This is a genomic window from Streptosporangium brasiliense (assembly GCF_030811595.1).
Classification (GTDB): Bacteria; Actinomycetota; Actinomycetes; order Streptosporangiales; family Streptosporangiaceae; genus Streptosporangium; species Streptosporangium brasiliense.
Genome location: NZ_JAUSRB010000002.1, coordinates 7,507,568 through 7,524,701, shown reverse-complemented (window position 1 = coordinate 7,524,701; position 17,134 = coordinate 7,507,568). Strand labels below are relative to the sequence as shown.

The following is a 17,134-nucleotide window of genomic DNA, read 5'->3' as shown; positions in this document are numbered from 1 at the left end:
CCGTGCGGACCGAACCGATCACCGACGCGTCGGGCAGGCCGATCCCTGTCGCGCGGACCTGGCACTGGGGCCGCTGGCTGGCCGCGGCGGTCGCGCTGGCGGTCGCGGCCCGGCTGGCCTACCTCCTCGTGGCCAACCCGAACCTGGACTGGGGCAAGGTCGCCGAGTACCTGTTCAACGAACGGATCCTGAGCGGGGTCTGGGTCACCATCGAGATCTCGGTGCTGGCCACGGCCCTCGGGCTGGTCCTGGGCGTGCTGGTCGCGATCATGCGGCTGGCGCACAACCCGGTGCTGAGCGGGCTGGCCACGCTCTACATCTGGTTCTTCCGCGGCACGCCGGTGCTGGTGCAGCTCATCTTCTGGTACAACCTGGCCTTCCTGTTCCCCGAGCTGGTGCTCAAGATCCCGTTCACCACGATCGGCCTCAAATGGGACACCAACCAGGTGATGACCGGCTTCACCTCGGCCATGCTGGGGCTGGGGCTGAACCTGGCGGCCTACTTCGCCGAGACCGTGCGCGCCGGGATCCAGGCCGTCGACCACGGCCAGACCGAGGCGGCGTACGCGCTGGGCATGACGCCGGCCAGGCGGATGCGGGTCATCGTGCTGCCGCAGGCGCTGCGCATCATCATCCCGCCGACCGGCAACGAGTTCATCTCCATGCTGAAGACCACCTCGCTGGTCTACGTGGTCGCCGGGCACGACCTGATGACCAACGCCAGCCAGATCTACAAGGCGAACAATCTGATCATGGAGCTGCTGATCGTGGCGAGCCTGTGGTACATGCTCATGACCGCCGTGGCGACCTTCCTGCAGGGCAGGCTGGAGCGCCGCTTCGGCTCCGAGGCCGTACGGCTGGTGCGCGGCGGCGGCCTGGCCGCCAGGATCCTGCCGAAGGCGGCCGCATGAACGCGCCGGGCGAGCAGGTCGTGTGGGCCTCGGGCGTCCGGATGAGCTACGGCGAGACGCAGGTGCTCAACGGCGTGGACCTCACCGTCGCCTCCGGCGAGGTGAACTGCGTCATCGGCCCGTCGGGCTCGGGCAAGTCCACCTTCCTGCGGTGCATCAACGGCCTGGAGCCGGTGCTCGGCGGCAGCCTGCGGGTGCTCGGCGAGGAGGTCGGCCACACCCTGCGCGGCGGCAGGTACCACCCCTGGACGCCCAAGGAGTTCGCCGCCTTCCGCAGGAACATCGGCATGGTCTTCCAGCGCTTCAACCTGTTCGCCCACCACAGTGCGCTGGAGAACGTCGCCTGCGGTCCCGTCCATGTCCTGGGCACCCCGGCCGACCGGGCGCGGGCGCTGGCCATGGAGCACCTGGAGCGGGTGGGCCTGGCCGACCACGCGCACAAGCGGCCCCACCAGCTCTCCGGCGGCCAGCAGCAGCGGGTGGCCATCGCCAGGGCGCTGGCGATGAACCCGGCGCTGATGCTGTTCGACGAGCCGACCTCCGCGCTGGACCCGGAGCTGGTCGACGAGGTTCTGGAGGTCATGAAGGGCCTGGCCGCCGAGGGGATGACGATGGTCGTGGTGACCCACGAGATCGCCTTCGCCAGGGAGGTCGGAGACTGGCTGACCTTCTTCGCCGACGGCGTGGCCGTCGAGCGGGGCCGGCCCGGAGAACTCCTGGCCAACCCGGGCCACGGGCGGACCAGGGCGTTCCTGTCCAGTGTGCTCGGCCCGGAGGAACGCCGGCAGTCCTAGCGGGGCGCGCCGGCGCCGGCCCGTGCCCGCTCCGGCGTCGCTGTCGGCCGGCCACCCGCCGGACGGCGCCGGGGCGATCGCCGCCGGACAGGAGACCACCACCCACCGGGTCCTGAGGTCGGCCGGGCTGGACCGCCAGGCGATCCGCGACGCGCTGGACCGGGAGTTCGAGCACAGCCCGAACGCGGCCGGAGTCTCTCTCGCCGCCTTCGACCTCCCGCGGCCGAGCACCGCCTCCGCCCCTCCCACGCAGCTGGGGGCCTCGGCCAAGCTCGCGCTCGAACGAGGCTTCGCCTCCGTCGCCCGGAAGAAAGACCTGCAGCCGGCGCATCTGCTGCTGGGCATCCTGCGGGCCCAGGTCGGCACCGTGCCGCGCGCGCTCGCCCTGGCCGGTGTCGACCAGGACGACCTGATGGCGCGCCTGCTGCGGACGCTCACCGACGCCGGCCGGTAACGGGCAGCCGCCGCCGAGACCGCCCCACCTCCCCGGCGTCCCCCGGCGCCAGGCCCACGACCTTCCCTGGCTTTCCCCGGCTTTTCCTGGCCTTCCCGGCGCAGGGCCCGCGCGGCGACACGCGGCGGATCCCTGAACGCCGGCCGTGAAGCCCAGCGCGATCGGCGTGCCCATGCCCGCCGCCGCCCCCTCTCCGCCGAGCCGAGGTCCGCGACGGCGGTGAACGGTGGGAGTGGCCGACACCAGGACCGGTCGCAAGCGGAAGCCGCAGCACCGCTTCCGCATCGGCAGCACCACCAAGACGTTCGTGGCCACCGTGGCCCTGCAGCTCGTGGCCGAAGGCACGGTGAGCCTCGACGACACCGTGGAGAAGTGGCTGCCCGGCGTGGTCGGCGGCAACGGCAACGACGGCCGCGAGATCACCATCAGACGGCTGCTCGACAACACCAGCGGGATCTTCGACTACCTCCAGGACCAGGCGGCGGTGAACCGCTACGACTACCCCACCCCCCGGCAGCTCGTGCAGATCGCCATGTCCCGGCCGCCCGCCTTCGAACCGGGCACGAGCTGGGGATACTCCCAGACCAACTACGTCCTGGCCGGAATGGTCATCGAACGGGCGACCGGCAGGACGCTGGCGGGGGAGATCTCACGGCGCATCACCCGCCCGCTCGGCCTGACCGGGACGTATTTGCCACGCGGCGATGACCTGAAGCTGCGGGACCACACTCGCGGCACTACTCCAAGCTGAACCTGCCCGACTCCGGCGCCGAGATGAACACCTCCCCGTTCTGGGCGGCCGGGGCCATCTTCGGTTCGTGGTCGTACGCCTAAGGCACCCGCGACGGCAGACGCCTGGTCGCGGTCAACGTCAACGGCGACTGGGCCGGGGGCGGATGGAAGGACCCGATCGGCATCTTCACCGATGTGCTCCAGACGGAGTTCTGCCCAGGCGGTTCCCGGAGGCCGTAGCCGGCCTCGGCGCCCGGCCCCGGAGGATCTCCCACGCCCAGGGTGTCAACGGCCGCCCCCGGTAGCACCCGGTAACCGAACTCCTCAGCGAGCATCGACGTCCTCGGTTCCCGCGCCCGGCCCGGTGGCCTGGGCGCTCGATGCGGCGGCGATCACCTCGAAGCGGGACGCGTCGCCGGGGTGTCCCCAGCGGCGGCACTCCCAGGCCAGACGCCGGGCGCGCAGCCGTAGGGCGGCCGGGGCGCGGTCGGCGGGACACAGGTGGCTCGCCGGCCCGAGTCCTCTCCCGAGCGGGGCGTCGGCGCGCAGGACCTCCTCGGCGGCCGAGGGGTCGCCGGTCAGCACCCGCAGGAGGGCGCGGCGCACGTAGCCGAAGTCGTCGTCGGGACAGTACGCGATGTGCTCCTCGGTCGCCGCGCACGCGTCGTCCAGCCGGCTCTGCGTCAGGAGCAGCTCGACTCGCAGGCGGCGCAGCCACGCGCTCTCGAACGGCTGGCCGCACCGCGGGATCGTGTGTTCCACGGTGGTCAGGGCGTCGGTGATCCTGCCTTCCTCGCGCAGGAGCACGGTCTCCGCGAGCGCGATGCGCACCTCGTAGTCCGCCGCGGCGCCGACCGCGCGGGCCCGGGAGAGGAGGTCGCGGGCGTCGCTGTGGTGGTGCCGGTAGAGGGCGGGGTAGGCCCGCCTGAGCAGCCGTAGGACCTTCACCTCCGGCTGTCCGTCACCATCGGCGGGAGGAGGCGGGAGGAGGCTGAGCAGCCGCCGGTCAACGCTCCAGCCGGCCTCGTCGCGCACGGTGGCCTCGATCCGCTCACCCAGCACCTCGCGCAGCGAACTCTTCAGCCAGTCGTGGTACCACGCGCCGAACGACTCGGCCTCGGGGGCCAGCACCTCGCCGACGCACGTCCAGTCGCCCCAGACCTGGCCCGCGGCAGGGCCGTTGACGACGAGGTGGGAGCGGTAGCCGCAGCCGTGCTCGGCGACCGGCAGCAGCCCTTCGAACGCGGCTTCCATGACGTCGTCGTAGTCCTCGTCGTCCAGGTCGGGCGGCTCCCACTCCTCGGTGAACGGGAACGGGCCGGACCGCGCCCAGGCGCCGTCCGGCCCCAGTCCGTGAACCCCGTAGTACGGGCCGGCGCCGCCGTTGCCGAGCCGGGTCAGGAACGTGCGGTAGTCGGCCGGGAAGCGCACCCCGATCCGGGCCTCGACGGCCTCCAGCGCGGCCTCGTCGAGCGGCGGCTCGAACCGGTAGCGGTGCCGGCGGGCGCCGAAGAGTCCGAAGTCCGTGTCGTACTCGCTGAGCGCGTCGATGCCGCGCCGGATGACGTCCAGATCCACAGCGGCACCCTATTCGGTGTGCCGGATGTTCACGGTGACCTCGGTGGTGGCCGAGCCGCTGCCGGGGCGGTCGCCGACCGTGACGGGGCGCTCGACGGGGCCCGGTCCGCCGGCCCGGTGGCGGCCACGGTGACGGCGGCCTCGGCGCGGCTGGGTCGTCTCATGGGATGAAGGTTCTGCTCCGGCACCCTCATTGTGGGGGAAGCAGTGCCACTGGCACTAATGCGCCATGATTCCAGCGACAAACAGCCATAAATGCCGTTAACAGTGACATAGCGCGTGGTGTCAAGGCGTCAATTCACGGAACAGCAAGCGTTGGCAGGGCCGCTGGCCAGGGGAGACTCCGGCTGACCTGCCCGCGCGCCGCCCGGCCATTCACTGAATGCTGTCACGGTGTCCGACAGGACCATTGACTCCGCGCGTACGGCAGATAGCTTTCCGATCGCCGTGGGGCCCACGGAGAGGCACGACTCTTGACCCCATCCGAGAGGAACACCGTCCGTGATCCCTTCTCAGACTCAGAGACGCCACAGACTCCTGTCCGGTACGGCGTGCCTGGCGATGCTGGCCGCGCTCGGCGCCGGACCGGCCCAGGCCCAGGCAGCCGGAACCCAGGCCCAGGGCCGGCAGGCCCAGACCACGAACGTACGGACGGCCCAGGCCGCGGCGCAGGCGGCTCCCGCCGACGACACCGTGCCGCAGCTCGCCGAGAGCGCCGCCGGTACGGGCAGCGTCGCCGTGTCCGGGTCGGCGGCCAAGGCCCCCGCCCGCGAGGTGTGCAGCTCCGGAGCCAAGTGGCTGCGCCTGCGCTTCACCCGGCTCGACCTACGCGGCAAGGACAGCCTGACCGTGACGGGCTCGGCCGGCGGCAGCTCCCGGTTCACCGGGGACGCCTGGCGCGACAGGGTGTTCACCACCCGCGCCCTGCAGGGCGACTGCGTCAAGGTGGAGCCCCGCTTCAGCGACCCGGCCAGCGCGTACGCCGTCGACGGCTACCAGGCCGGCACCCGGTCCCTCGCGGCCGCCGACGTCGTGGTGGCCGGGGCCGGCGACATCTGCGGCAGCGCCTGCGCCGACACCGCCGAGCTCCTGACGGGCATCAACCCCGCCGCGGTCTTCACCACCGGCGACAACGCCTACGAGAGCGGCACGCTCAGCGAGTACAACGGCGCCTACAGGCAGACCTGGGGCCCCTTCTTCGGCAAGACCTACCCCACCCCCGGCAACCACGAGTACAAGACCAGCGGCGCGTCCGGCTACTTCGACTACTTCGGCGCCCGCGCCGGCGCCCGCGGCAAGGGCTACTACAGCTGGGACATCGGCGACTGGCACTTCATCGCGCTCAACAGCAACATCTCGACGAGCGCCGGCTCGGCCCAGGAGCAGTGGCTGCGCCAGGACCTCGCCGCCAACACCAAGCCGTGCACCGCGGCCTACCTGCACCACCCGCTCTTCAACGTCGGCAACCACGGCGCGGCCACCGGCACCCGGCCGCTGTGGAAGGCCCTCTACGATCACAAGGCCGACCTGCTGCTGGCCGGCCACGACCACAACTACCAGCGGTGGGCGCTGCAGGACCCCGACGGCAGGGCCGACCCGAACGGCATCAGGGAGATCCTGGTCGGCACGGGCGGCCGGAGCTTCTACTCGCTCAGCTCCAGCAACCCGGCCAATCTCCAGGCCAAGAACGCCAACACGCACGGCGTGCTCAAGCTGACCCTGTCCAGCACCGGTTACCGGTTCGACTTCGTGCCAATCGCCGGCCGCACGTTCACCGACAGCGGCACCGCCACCTGCCACAGGGCGGGCTCGAACACGCCCGACTTCGCGCTGGGCACTCAGCCCTCCTCGCTGAACGTCGCCCCCGGCGCCTCGGCCACCTCCACCGTGCAGGTGGCCAGCCGTGACGGCTTCGCCGGCACCACTCAGCTCGCCGTCTCGGGCCAGCCGTCCGGCGTGACCGCGACGATCTCACCGTCGTCGGTGACGGTCGGCAGCGGCACGAGCGCGGACGCCACGCTCAACGTCTCGGTGGCCGCGGGCACGCCCACCGGCACCCACACCCTGACCGTGACCGGCGCCTCCGGCTCCCTCAGCCACACCGCGGCCGTTCAGCTCACCGTCGGCGGCGGGGGAGGCACGACCGCCTTCTCCGACGACTTCGAGACCGAGCGCGGCTGGACCGCCGACCCCGCCGGCAGCGACACCGCCACCAGCGGGCGCTGGGAGCGCGGCGACCCCGAGGAGACCGCCGAGTCGGGCGTCAAGCAGCTCGGCACCACGGTCAGCGGCGTCAACGCGCTGGTCACCGGCAAGCTGGCCGGCTCCGGGCCGGGCGCCGACGACGTCGACGGCGGTGTCACCAGCGTCCGCTCCCCGGCCATCACGCTGCCGGCCGGCGCCTCCACGCTGACCTTCTCCTACAACTTCGCCCACCGGGACAACTCCGGTCCCGACGACTACCTGCGCGTCAAGGTCGTCGGCACCAGCACCGTCACCGTCCTGGAGAAACTCGGCACCGCCTCCACCGACCTGGACGGCGCCTGGAAGACGGCCACCGCGGACCTGAGCGCCTTCGCCGGGCAGAGCGTCCGCATCCTCGTCGAGGCGGCCGACCTCGGGACGGCGAGCCTCGTCGAGGCCGCCGTCGACGACGTGCGGATCACCTCCTCCGGCGGGGGAGCCACCCTGTCGACACCGCCGTGGACGGCTCCGGCACGGCCGCGGACGGGCAGTGGCGGCTCCGGGTGAAGGACACGCTCGACCAGGACAACGGCGTCCTGAACTCCTGGAGCCCGACCTTCTGACCTTCTGACCGGTGCCCCGGGGGCGCGGGACGGAGCCGCCGTCCCGTGCCCCCGCTCGGCCCGCCAAGCCCTCCGCCCCAGAGAAGGTGAACCGTGTATCTGTCCACAACCAGGGCCACCGGGACGCCCGCGGCCGCCGGGCGGCTGAGATCCGCCCGCGTGCCCGCCACCGTGGTCGCCCTCGGCATGGTGAGCTTCTTCACCGACATCTCCGCCGAGATGGTCGCGGCGTTCCTGCCCATGTACCTGCTGTACGGCCTCGGCGCCGGTTTCCTGCACCTCGGTCTGCTCGACGGCCTCTACACGGGCGCCAGCGCGCTGCTGCGGCTGGCCGGGGGCCATCTGGCCGACCGGTCCGCGCGGCCGAAGGCGGTGGCCCTGGCCGGTTACGGTCTGTCGGCCGCGAGCAAGCTGCTGTTCCCGCTGGTGGGCGGGGCGGTCTCGGCCATCGGCGCGGCGGTCGCCGTGGACCGGGCGGGCAAGGGGCTGCGGGCGGCCCCGCGTGACGCCCTTATCACGGCCGCCACGTCCCCGCACGCGCTGGGCGCGGCCTTCGGCGTCCACCGGGCGCTGGACACGGCGGGTGCGCTGCTCGGCCCCGTGGTGGTGTTCGCGCTGGTGGCCGCCGTCGGTGACGCCTACGACGCGGTCTTCGTCACCAGTTTCTGCCTGGCCATGATCGGCGTGGTGATCCTGGCGTGCTCCGTGCGCGACCGGCGGATCGCCCCGGCCGTCCGCCCGCGGGTCTCCTTGCGGGACGGTTGGGGGCTGTTGGCGCGGCACCCGCTGCGCCGGGCGGCGGCCTACGCGACCATGCTGGGGCTGGTCACGGCCGGGGACGCGTTCGTGTTCGTCGGCGTCCAGCGGCAGACCGGGCTGGGCGCGGCCACGCTGCCGCTGCTGCCGCTGGCCACCTCGCTGGTGTTCCTTCTCGCTGCGGTGCCGCTGGGCAGGCTGGCCGACCGGGCCGGCGGCTGGAAGGTGTTCGTGGCCGGCCACGCGCTGCTGGCGGCGGCCTACGCGCTGCTGGCGGCCGAGTGGCAGGGCCCGGTGGCGGCCGCGTGTGTGCTGCTGCTGCACGGGCTGTTCTACGCCGCCACCGACGGGGTGCTGATGGCCCATCTCGCGCCCCACCTGCCCGAGCACCTGCGCGCCAGTGGCCTGGCCATCACCCAGACCGGCCAGGCGCTGGCCCGCACGGGCGGCACGGTCGGCTTCGGCGCGCTCGCCACGGGCTGGGACCTGCGCGTCTCGTTCGTGGTCTTCGCCGTGCTGCTCACCGTCGGCCTCCTGCCGGCCTGCGTCTTCCCGCCCGACGGAAAGGAGACCCCGTCGTGAGCGCCCGCCGCCGGATCGTCGCCGGAGTCTGCTCGATCGTGGCGCTGGTCTGCGCGGGCGGCGGCTACGTGGCCTGGGCGATGGCCGGGAACGAACAGCCGCTCACGCGGGCCGCGGCCGAGGCCGGGCCGGGCACCCTCGTGTTCCTGGACCGCGGCCGGACCCTCGCCCAGGTGCCGGTCACGGACGCCGGCGCGGAGCCGGTCCGCCGCGCCCGGACCTGCCTGCGCGCCTACACCTCCGGGGGCACCACGGTGTGCCTGCGGACGGTCGCCGTGCCCGCCGGTTTCGAGGCGGCGTTCCTGCGCGGTGACAAGGAGATCGCCGAGCCGGTCCGCGTCGACGGCACGCCCAGCAGGGCGCGGGTCTCCCCGAGCGGCCGCCTGGCGGCCTGGACGGTCTTCCGCTCCGGCGACTCCTACGACCCGGGCGGGTTCGCCACCACCGCCGGCATCTACGACACGCGGTCCGGGACGCTGCACGGCTCGCTGGAGGACTTCGCCGTCGTCGTCGACGGCGAGCCGTACCGGCGGGAGGACCGCAACTTCTGGGGCGTGACGTTCGCGGCCGACGACCGGACCTTCTACGCGACGATGGGGTCGGGCGGCCGGATCTGGCTGCTCCGCGGCGACCTGGCCACGCGCACGCTCACCGCGGTCGCCGGCGGCGTGGAGTGCCCCTCGCTGTCGCCCGACGGGACGCGGATCGCCTACAAGAAGTGGGCCGGCACGCGCTGGCGGCTGCACGTCATGGACCTGCGGACCGGGCGTGAGACCCCGCTCGCCGAGCGGGCCGAGGTGGACGACCAGGCGGCCTGGGTGGACGGCGCGACCGTGGCCTACGCCCGGCCCGACGGCGAGGGGCGGATCTCCCTGTTCGCCGTGCCGGCCGACGGCACGGGGGCGCCACGGCTGCTGCGCCGGGACGCCTCCTCGCCGGCGGTGATCCAGTGATGGTCAGTTCCACTCCCAGGCCACGCCGTGGATGCCCGGCTCGGGGTCGAAGAGCGTGTAGGCGGCCGTGCCCGTGCCGCCGGTCAACAGCTCCTCCGTCGCGGTCCGCGGGTGCGCGATCGACGGCTGGTAGAAGCCGCGGCACAAGGGGGGCAGCGCCGCCGGGTCGAAGACCACCTCGATGGTCAGCTCCCGCGTGCCGGGCACCACCCGGTGGGCGGTGTGCGGGTCGAGGTGGCCGGGCGGGAAGGCGAGCGTGTACTCCGTCACCGCGGTCGCGCCCTGCGGGAGGATGCGGTCGAGGATCATCTCGTGGACCTCGAAGCCGGTCTCCGGATCGCTCCTGACCCGGCCGGGCCGCCATCCCCGGGGCTGCTCGATGGCCGGGCCGGGCACCCCGGCCATGTGGAAGTGGTGGACCATGAGCGCGCGGTGCACGTGGGGACGCTGCGCCTCCAGCACCACCTGCATGAAGACCGAGCGGATCTGCCGGTGCGCGTCGAGCCGTACCAGCGTGCTGCGCCGCCGCTGGAGCAGGTGGGCCATGGTCTCGGGGGCCGCCTCCACCTGGGCGAGCACCCGCAGCAGCCCCTCCGGCCTGGCCCACGACCGGTCGGGCCGGGTCGGGCGGGGGACGTGGTGCCCGGTCCAGCGTCCCCGGGGCCTGGGCGGTCCGAGCAGGCCGACGAGCGACCCGGCCGGCACGTCCAGCACCTGCTCCAGGGCGCGCAGCGCCCGGATCGACTCGGCCCGTTCGGGCTGCGTGCGGCCGGACTGCCAGTAGCTCAGCGCCGTCCTGCTCACCGAGATCCCCTGCTCGCGCAGGCGGTGCTGGAGGCGGTCGAGGCTCAGGCCGCCCACCTGGATGGCCAGCCTCAACGCGACGCTGAACGGCCCGGCGGCCAGCGCCTCGTCGAGGGACCTGCGCAACTCCTCAGGCGGCTGCTGCTGGTTCACCCCTGCGCTCCCTTCCGTCGAGCACGCCTACAGCCAGCCCCGCCGGGCCGCCGCGGCGGCCAGCTGGAACCTGCTGGTCGTGGCCGTCAGGGCCATCAGCTGCTCCAGCCGGCGGTAGAACGTCCTGCGGCTCATCCCCAGGCTCTGGGCCGCGCGGGCGTCGCTGACCCCCGCGTTGAGCAGGACGAGCAGCCTGCGGTCATCGGCGCGGATCGACGGCCCCGTCCCGGCCGCCAGGTGCAGGGGGACGGCGCTCTTCCAGCAGATCTCGAACAGCCCGGCGAGCGCCTCCAGCAGGCCCCCCGGGTAGACGATCGTCAGCGCCCCGTCCTGGCCGTTCTCCGGCCTGGCGAGCCACGCGAGGTCCTTGTCGAGGATGGTCATGTTCACCGGCAGGTCCGCGGCGACGCGTGCCCGCTCCCCGGCCTCCACGCACGGCGTGACGTTCTCCTCCAGATAGCCGGGCAGCTCCAGGGACTCCCGCGCGTAGACCACCCGGTAGCTCACACCCCGGGTGAGCTGCTCGATCTCCGCCCTGTTGACGGCCCCGAACAGGTGCGGCGGCCGGTCGAGCCGCCGGATCCCGTGCCGGACGCCGTTGACGAGCTGCCGGATGCGCAGCTTCACCGCAGGGCCGGTCACCACCTCGACCGGCGAGTCGACGTCGGTCCTACGGGCGGACCTGCGCTGCGTCTCGAAGGCGTGGCCCACGGCGATGCGCGCCTGCTCGACATCGGCCTGCCGCCGCCGGACCAGCGCGTCGAGGCCGACCTCCGGCACCACCGCCCGGAAACCGCTGGCGTCGTGCCGGCCCGCCAGGCCCCAGGTGGTGAGCTCCTTCAACGCCGAGCGCGCCTGGTCGGCCCGCAGGTCCAGCGCCTCGGCGAGCGCCGCCTCGGTCGCCTGCTGCATGGAGAGCAACTGTACGTAAACACGGGCGGTTTGGGGGCGTAAGCCGAGAATGACCAGGTGACTATATAGATCATCCGGTTCCACGCGATCACTATAAGTAATCCGGTGGCTGTCTGTCGGCATTTCACGAGGCGAGACTGGCGGCCAGCACCAGGCTGGCCGCGCCGCGGGCGTGACCGCTGTCGTCCCACGGTCTCAGGGTGATCTCCAGTCCGGGCAGGGCCGCGATGACCCCCTCGTCGACCGCGCGGTGGAAGCCGGGCGCGATGTACGGCCAGAGCACGTGGCTCTCCCCGATGACGGTCAGCGCCCGCACGGCCAGCACGTTCACCACGCCCGCCACGGCGCGGCCGAGGATCTCGCCGGCCTCGGCGAGCAGGTCGCGCACGCCCGGAGTGTCGTCGGCGGCCAGGCGGCGCAGTCCCTCCAGCGGCGGCGGCACGTCGACGAGGCCGCGCGCCACGGCCTCGGCGGCGAGCGCGTAGTCCGCGACGTAGGCGTCGACGCAGCCGCGCCGCCCGCACACGCACTTCGGGCCGCCCGGACCGGTGGGCACGTGGCCGAACTCGCCGGCCACCCCGTCGGGGCCGCGATGGACCCGGCGGCCCAGCACGATGCCCATGCCCACGCCGTCGCCGATGGCCAGCACCAGGAAGTCGTCGTGGTCGCGGCCGGTGCCGTAGAGCAGCTCTCCCGTGGTGGAGGCGCGGGTGTCGTTGTCGATCAGCACGGGCACCGGCAGGCGCGCCGCCAGTGGCGGCTGGAGCGGCAGGTCGGTCCAGCCCATGCGCGGCGACAGCCGCACCGTGCCGGTGCCGGGGTCGATGACCCCCGGGACGGCCAGCCCGATGCCGAGCACCCGCGAGCCGGTGTCGGGATCGCGCAGCACGTCCTCGCACGCGGCCGCGAGCTGCCGCACGGGGTCGCCCGTGGGTGAGAACGGCCGGGTGAAGCGGGCCACCTCGCCCCCGTCGAGCCGGGCCAGCACGCCCATCAGGTGGTCGGAGTGGACGCGCAGGCCCAGCGTGTAGGCGGCGTCGGGGACGACCTCCAGCGGTACTTTCGGCCGTCCTCTGCCGCTGACCTGCGGCGGCAGTTCGCGCAGGTAGCCCAGCTCGATCAGGCGGCGGGTGTGCTCGGTCACGGTGGCGGCGCCGAGGCCCAGCCGGGCGGCGATCTGTGACCGGTTGAGCGGCTGTGGCCCGAGCATGGCGAGGATCTCCGCCTTGACCAGGTCTTCCCGGTACGGAGGTGGGGGCATGTCGGTCATTCTGCCTCTCTTGACGGCCTGCGCGTCCCGACCCTAAGGTCAGCCACCATAATAAATTCGTCCCCGAAAAATATCACGGGCGGCGTCTAGGAGGGAGCGCAGATGCGCATGCGCAGAAGCGTCCTGCCGGTCCTGTGCCTGGCAGGCATGATGGTCTCCGCCGCGTGCGGCGGCGGAGGCTCCGGCGCGTCGGGCGGCGCCCGCGACACCGGAGGCACCGTCACGCTGGACTGGGAGATGTGGGCCGGCAGTGAGGATGAGAAGGCCCAGCTCGACCATCTCGCCGCGCTCGTCACCCAGAGACACCCCACCATCAAGGTGAATCTCCGCACGGCGCCGTTCAACGACTATTTCACCAAGCTCCAGACCGAGTTCGCGGCCGGCAAGCAGCCGTGCGTGGTGTCCATGCAGAGCCTGCGCCTCAGCGCCTACGCCGACCTGCTGGAGCCGCTCGACGGCAAGGCCGACACCCAGGGCTTCGCCCCCGCCGCGCTGGAGGCGCTCAAGCTGGACGGCAGGCAGCTCGCCCTGCCGTACGACCTGGCCTCGATGCTTCTCTACTACAACAAGGACGCCTTCGCCAAGGCGGGCGTGGCCGAGCCGAAGAGCGGTTGGACCGTCGCCGACTTCGAGCAGGCGGCCAAGAAGCTCTCCACCGGGGGCAAGGCCGGGTTCGGCATGTCCTTCGCCGACCTGCACTCGCTGTCGCTCATGCTGTCCTACAACGGGGCCCAGCCGGTCACCCCGGACGTGAAGCTGGGGTTCGACAGCCAACCCATGGTGGACGCGCTCACCTGGTACGCCGGCCTGGCCGCGAGCAAGGCGGCGCTGGTGCCGGCCAGCTCGTCCGACGTGGGCTGGGGCGAGACGCAGTTCGTCAACGGCAACGCCATGATGGCGGTCGACGGGTCGTGGAACATCGGCTCGGCGGTCAAGGACGCCAAGTTCGCGGTCGGCTTCGCGCCGCTGCCCGCCGGGTCCGGCGGGTCCAAGACCTACCTCGCCGCCTCCGGCTTCGGCGTCGCCAAGGGCTGCCCCTACCCGCAGGAGGCCGCCAAGGCCGTCTCGGTGCTGACCGGGCCGGACGCCCAGGCCTACCTGGCCGGGCAGGGCCGCAGCCTCCCCTCGCGCACCGACCAGCAGGCCACCTACGAGGAGTTCCTCGTCAAGCAGGACCCGCGCAACGCCGAGGCGGTGCGCGGCGCGATCGCCTCGCTCAAGGACGGCCTGGCCGGCGGGGTCCCCCTCTTCACCACCAAGAACTGGGACAGCGTCAGCAAGCTCATGGCGCAGTACCTCATCCAGGTCTACACCGGCGACCAGTCGCCCAAGGACGCGCTCGGCACGATCCAGCAGCAGAGCGTCCGAGGCCAGTGAACCCGCGTACGACAGAGCAGTGGAGCGCGCTCGGCTTCGTCACGCCGAGCGTGCTCGGGCTGGGACTGTTCACCCTGTTCCCGGTCGGGATGGCCGTCGTCATGAGCTTCTTCGAGTGGCCCATGCTCGGCACGCGGGAGTTCGTCGGCCTGGAGAACTTCCGCTACCTGCTCGGCGAGGATCCCGACTTCCTGACCGCGCTGCGCAACACCTTCGTCTTCACCGGCCTCTACGTGCCGCTCAACCTCCTGCTCGCGCTCGGCCTGGCGTTCTGGATCAACCGGTCACGCTGGGCGAACCTGTGGCGGGTGCTGTTCTTCGTCCCTGCCATCACCCCGATGGTGGCCAACGCGGTCATCTGGAAGCTGCTCTTCCAGGCCGTGGGCGGGGAGCCGAACCTGCTGGCCGACGGCCGTACCGCGCTGCTGGCCGTGGTCGCGATGAGCGTGTGGCAGGGGTTCGGCTACAACATGATCGTCTTTTCCGCGGCCATCAACGAGATGTCGCCCAGCGTGCTGGAGGCCGCCTCGCTCGACGGGGCGACCGGGCTGCGCAGGCTCCTCAGCGTGCAACTGCCGCTGATCTCGCCGGCGCTGTTCTTCGCGGCGACCATGACAATGATCAACGCGCTGCAGGTGTTCACCCAGCCCTACATCCTCACGGCGGGCGGGCCGGGCAACGTCACCGAGACGCTGGTCATGAACATCTACCAGGCCGGCTTCGAGTCACGCGACCTCGGCCTGGCCGCGGCGGGCGCGTGGCTGCTGTTCGCGATCATCCTCGGCGTCACGGCCGTGCAGTTCCTGGGCCAGAAACGGTGGGTCCACTATGAGAGCTAGCCGCCTGCTGTCGCACACCCTGCTGGCCGGCGTCGCCCTGGCGTTCCTGTATCCGCTGATCTTCGCCGTCGCCACGGCGCTCAAGCCGCCGGGCGAGACGTTCGGCTCGCCGACCGCGCTGATCGGCTCCGAGCTGCGCTGGCGCAACTTCGCCGACGTCTTCGACTACGTGCCCTTCGAGCGCTACATCGGCAACGGCGTGCTCGTGTCGGGCGCGGGCACCCTCGTCGTGCTGGCCGCCTCGGCGCTGTCGGCCTACGCCTTCACCGCGCTGCGCTGGCGCGGCCGGGACGGCGTCTTCCTCGTCTTCCTGGCCACCATGATGGTGCCGCAGGAGGTGCTGGTCGTGCCGATGTTCCTGCTCATGCAGGGGCTCGGCTGGGTGGACAGCTACCAGGCGCTCATCTTCCCGTGGGCGTTCACCGCCTTCGGCACGTTCCTGCTGCGGCAGTTCTTCAAGAGCGTGCCGGGCGAGCTGCGCGAGGCGGCGCGCCTCGACGGCGCCGGAGAGCTGCGCGTCTTCCTGCGCGTCATGCTGCCGCTCGCCAGGCCCGCCCTGGGCGTGCTCGCGGTGTTCACCTTCATCGGCTACTGGAACAGCTTCCTGTGGCCGCTCATCATGATCAACGATGTGAACGCCAGAGGCACCGTGCCGCTCGGCCTGCAGCTCTTCTTCGGCCAGAACGGCAACCAGTGGCACCTGGTCATGGCCGCCTCCGTCATCTCCGTCCTGCCCACCCTGCTGCTCCTCGTCGCGCTGCAGAAACACCTGGTGAAAGGGATCGCCACGGCCGGGCTGGCCGGGCGCTGAAAGGAATCCATGCTCTTCTTCGATCGCCGGACCGGTCCCGACCTCGGCGCGGACACGCCGGACTATCCCGACAGACCGGTGCCCGACTGGTACCGGGACGCCAAGTTCGGCGTGTTCGTCCACTGGGGGCTGTACTCGGTCGCCGGATGGGCGCCGCCGCGCGGGCCGGGCCAGGACGTGCCCGCGGAGCTCGAGTACAGCCACCACCAGTACGCCGAGTGGTACGCCAACACCCTGCGCATCCCCGGCTCGCCGACCAGCGCCCACCACGAGAGCGCCTTCGGCGTCGGCACCTCCTACGAGGACCTGGCCGACGACTGGGCGGCCGACAGGTACGACCCCGACGGCTGGATGCGGCTCTTCGCCGCGTGCGGGGCACGCTACGTGGTGCCGACGGCCAAGCACCACGACGGCTTCTGCCTGTGGGACACCGCCACCACCGGCTTCTCCAGCGTCCACCGGGGACCCCGCCGCGACGTCGTCGCCGAGCTGGCGGGCGCCGCCCGGTCGGCAGGACTGCGTTTCGGGCTCTACTACTCCGGCGCGCTCGACTGGCACGTGTCGCACTTCCCGCCCATCCGGTCGCTGACCGACCTGTTCACCTACCGGCGCAACGACCCGGCCTTCGCCCGCTACTGCTTCGACCAGGTGCGGGAGCTGGTCGAACGGCACCGGCCCGACGTGCTGTGGAACGACATCGACTGGCCGGACTCCGCCAAGGCCGCCGGGCCGCACAGCCTGGCCGCGCTGTTCGAGCACTACTACGAGCGCGTCCCCGAGGGGGTGATCAACGACCGGTGGGGCGTACCGCACCGGGGCTTCCGCACCCGCGAGTACCGCACCGAGACCACCGCGCCCGAGTGGACGTGGGAGGCGACGCGCGGCCTCGGCGCCTCGTTCGGCTACAACCGCGCGGAGGACGACACCCACCTCATCGGCGCCACCGAACTGGTCCACCTCCTTGTCGACACCGTCGCCAAGAACGGCAACCTGCTGCTCAACATCAGCCCACGCGGCGACGGCTCCCTGCCCGGCGCGCAGGTCGACCGGCTGCGCGACCTCGGCCGCTGGCTGGCCGCCCACCCGCACGCCGTCTACGGCACCCGCCCCTGGCACCGCCACGCCGAGCCGGTGGGCGCGCCACTGCGCTACACGGTCCGCCCCGACGGGACGCTCAACGTGATCGCGTTCGACCCGGCGCACGGCGGCTTCCGCCTGCCCGCCGACCTGCTCGACCACCCGGGCGCCCACTGGGGCGAGGACCCGGCGCGGATCGACCGGGACGGCACCGTCACCGTCCCGCCGGCGCTGCGCCACCTGCCCGCCGCCGTCCTGACCCTGCCGCCGTCCTCGGCCTTCCGGCCGTGACCACCGCCCGTCCGCTGCTCCGGCCCGGACGAG

The 17,134-nt window shown here is 72.4% G+C and carries 16 protein-coding genes; 12 read left to right on the top strand and 4 right to left on the bottom strand.

Features of this window, described 5'->3' with window-relative positions; all coding sequences use genetic code 11:
- Window positions 1-2: 2 nt before the first annotated feature.
- The 4 genes from J2S55_RS43460 (at window position 3) to J2S55_RS43445 (ending at window position 2,910) form a co-directional block, all read left to right on the top strand.
- Window positions 3-911: an amino acid ABC transporter permease gene (locus J2S55_RS43460; protein WP_306873528.1), complete on the top strand. Its 909-nt coding sequence runs from the start codon at window positions 3-5 to the stop codon at window positions 909-911.
- Window positions 908-1,705, top strand: a complete 798-nt coding sequence (locus J2S55_RS43455; protein WP_306873524.1) for an amino acid ABC transporter ATP-binding protein — start codon at window positions 908-910, stop codon at window positions 1,703-1,705. Before J2S55_RS43460 ends, J2S55_RS43455 begins: the two co-directional genes overlap by 4 nt.
- A gap of 22 nt (window positions 1,706-1,727) precedes the next feature.
- A complete protein-coding gene (locus J2S55_RS43450; protein WP_306873521.1) occupies window positions 1,728-2,159 on the top strand; it encodes a Clp protease N-terminal domain-containing protein in 432 nt (143 codons plus the stop codon).
- Between the two features lie 232 nt (window positions 2,160-2,391).
- Window positions 2,392-2,910 (top strand): serine hydrolase domain-containing protein, encoded by a 519-nt coding sequence (locus J2S55_RS43445; RefSeq protein ID WP_306873520.1) that lies wholly within the window; start codon window positions 2,392-2,394, stop codon window positions 2,908-2,910.
- A gap of 305 nt (window positions 2,911-3,215) precedes the next feature.
- On the opposite strand, the gene J2S55_RS43440 is transcribed toward J2S55_RS43445, so the two are convergent.
- Complete coding sequence (locus tag J2S55_RS43440; protein WP_306873517.1) at window positions 3,216-4,469, bottom strand: SMI1/KNR4 family protein; 1,254 nt, start codon at window positions 4,467-4,469, stop codon at window positions 3,216-3,218.
- A gap of 501 nt (window positions 4,470-4,970) precedes the next feature.
- Between J2S55_RS43440 and J2S55_RS43435 the strand changes: the two genes are divergently transcribed.
- From J2S55_RS43435 to J2S55_RS43425, 4 genes are all read left to right on the top strand, one after another.
- Window positions 4,971-7,220, top strand: a complete 2,250-nt coding sequence (locus J2S55_RS43435; RefSeq protein ID WP_306873516.1) for a metallophosphoesterase — start codon at window positions 4,971-4,973, stop codon at window positions 7,218-7,220.
- Entirely contained in the window at window positions 7,172-7,276 is a 105-nt protein-coding gene (locus J2S55_RS48575) for a proprotein convertase P-domain-containing protein (RefSeq protein WP_370879761.1), read from the top strand. The genes J2S55_RS43435 and J2S55_RS48575 overlap by 49 nt, the downstream gene beginning before the upstream one ends.
- Window positions 7,277-7,369: 93 nt before the next feature.
- A complete protein-coding gene (locus J2S55_RS43430; RefSeq protein WP_306873514.1) occupies window positions 7,370-8,614 on the top strand; it encodes an MFS transporter in 1,245 nt (414 codons plus the stop codon).
- Window positions 8,611-9,567 carry a TolB-like translocation protein gene (locus tag J2S55_RS43425; protein WP_306873511.1) on the top strand — a complete coding sequence of 319 codons (957 nt, stop codon included), beginning with the start codon at window positions 8,611-8,613 and terminating at the stop codon, window positions 9,565-9,567. Before J2S55_RS43430 ends, J2S55_RS43425 begins: the two co-directional genes overlap by 4 nt.
- A gap of 3 nt (window positions 9,568-9,570) precedes the next feature.
- Here J2S55_RS43425 and J2S55_RS43420 read toward each other — a convergent pair whose 3' ends face one another.
- From J2S55_RS43420 to J2S55_RS43410, 3 genes are all read right to left on the bottom strand, one after another.
- Complete coding sequence (locus tag J2S55_RS43420) at window positions 9,571-10,524, bottom strand: hypothetical protein (protein WP_306873508.1); 954 nt, start codon at window positions 10,522-10,524, stop codon at window positions 9,571-9,573.
- A 27-nt stretch (window positions 10,525-10,551) separates the two neighbouring features.
- Window positions 10,552-11,436 (bottom strand): helix-turn-helix domain-containing protein, encoded by an 885-nt coding sequence (locus J2S55_RS43415; RefSeq protein WP_306873506.1) that lies wholly within the window; start codon window positions 11,434-11,436, stop codon window positions 10,552-10,554.
- 124 nt (window positions 11,437-11,560) lie between these two features.
- Entirely contained in the window at window positions 11,561-12,697 is a 1,137-nt protein-coding gene (locus J2S55_RS43410; RefSeq protein ID WP_306873503.1) for an ROK family transcriptional regulator, read from the bottom strand.
- Window positions 12,698-12,808: 111 nt separating this feature from the next.
- Between J2S55_RS43410 and J2S55_RS43405 the strand changes: the two genes are divergently transcribed.
- The 4 genes from J2S55_RS43405 to J2S55_RS43390 are packed head-to-tail and all read left to right on the top strand — an operon-like array spanning window position 12,809 to window position 17,101.
- A complete protein-coding gene (locus tag J2S55_RS43405; protein WP_306873501.1) occupies window positions 12,809-14,083 on the top strand; it encodes an ABC transporter substrate-binding protein in 1,275 nt (424 codons plus the stop codon).
- Window positions 14,080-14,922 carry a carbohydrate ABC transporter permease gene (locus J2S55_RS43400; RefSeq protein ID WP_306873499.1) on the top strand — a complete coding sequence of 281 codons (843 nt, stop codon included), beginning with the start codon at window positions 14,080-14,082 and terminating at the stop codon, window positions 14,920-14,922. The genes J2S55_RS43405 and J2S55_RS43400 overlap by 4 nt, the downstream gene beginning before the upstream one ends.
- A complete protein-coding gene (locus tag J2S55_RS43395; RefSeq protein ID WP_306873497.1) occupies window positions 14,912-15,733 on the top strand; it encodes a carbohydrate ABC transporter permease in 822 nt (273 codons plus the stop codon). The genes J2S55_RS43400 and J2S55_RS43395 overlap by 11 nt, the downstream gene beginning before the upstream one ends.
- Window positions 15,734-15,742: 9 nt before the next feature.
- Complete coding sequence (locus J2S55_RS43390) at window positions 15,743-17,101, top strand: alpha-L-fucosidase (RefSeq protein ID WP_306873493.1); 1,359 nt, start codon at window positions 15,743-15,745, stop codon at window positions 17,099-17,101.
- Window positions 17,102-17,134: the final 33 nt, after the last annotated feature.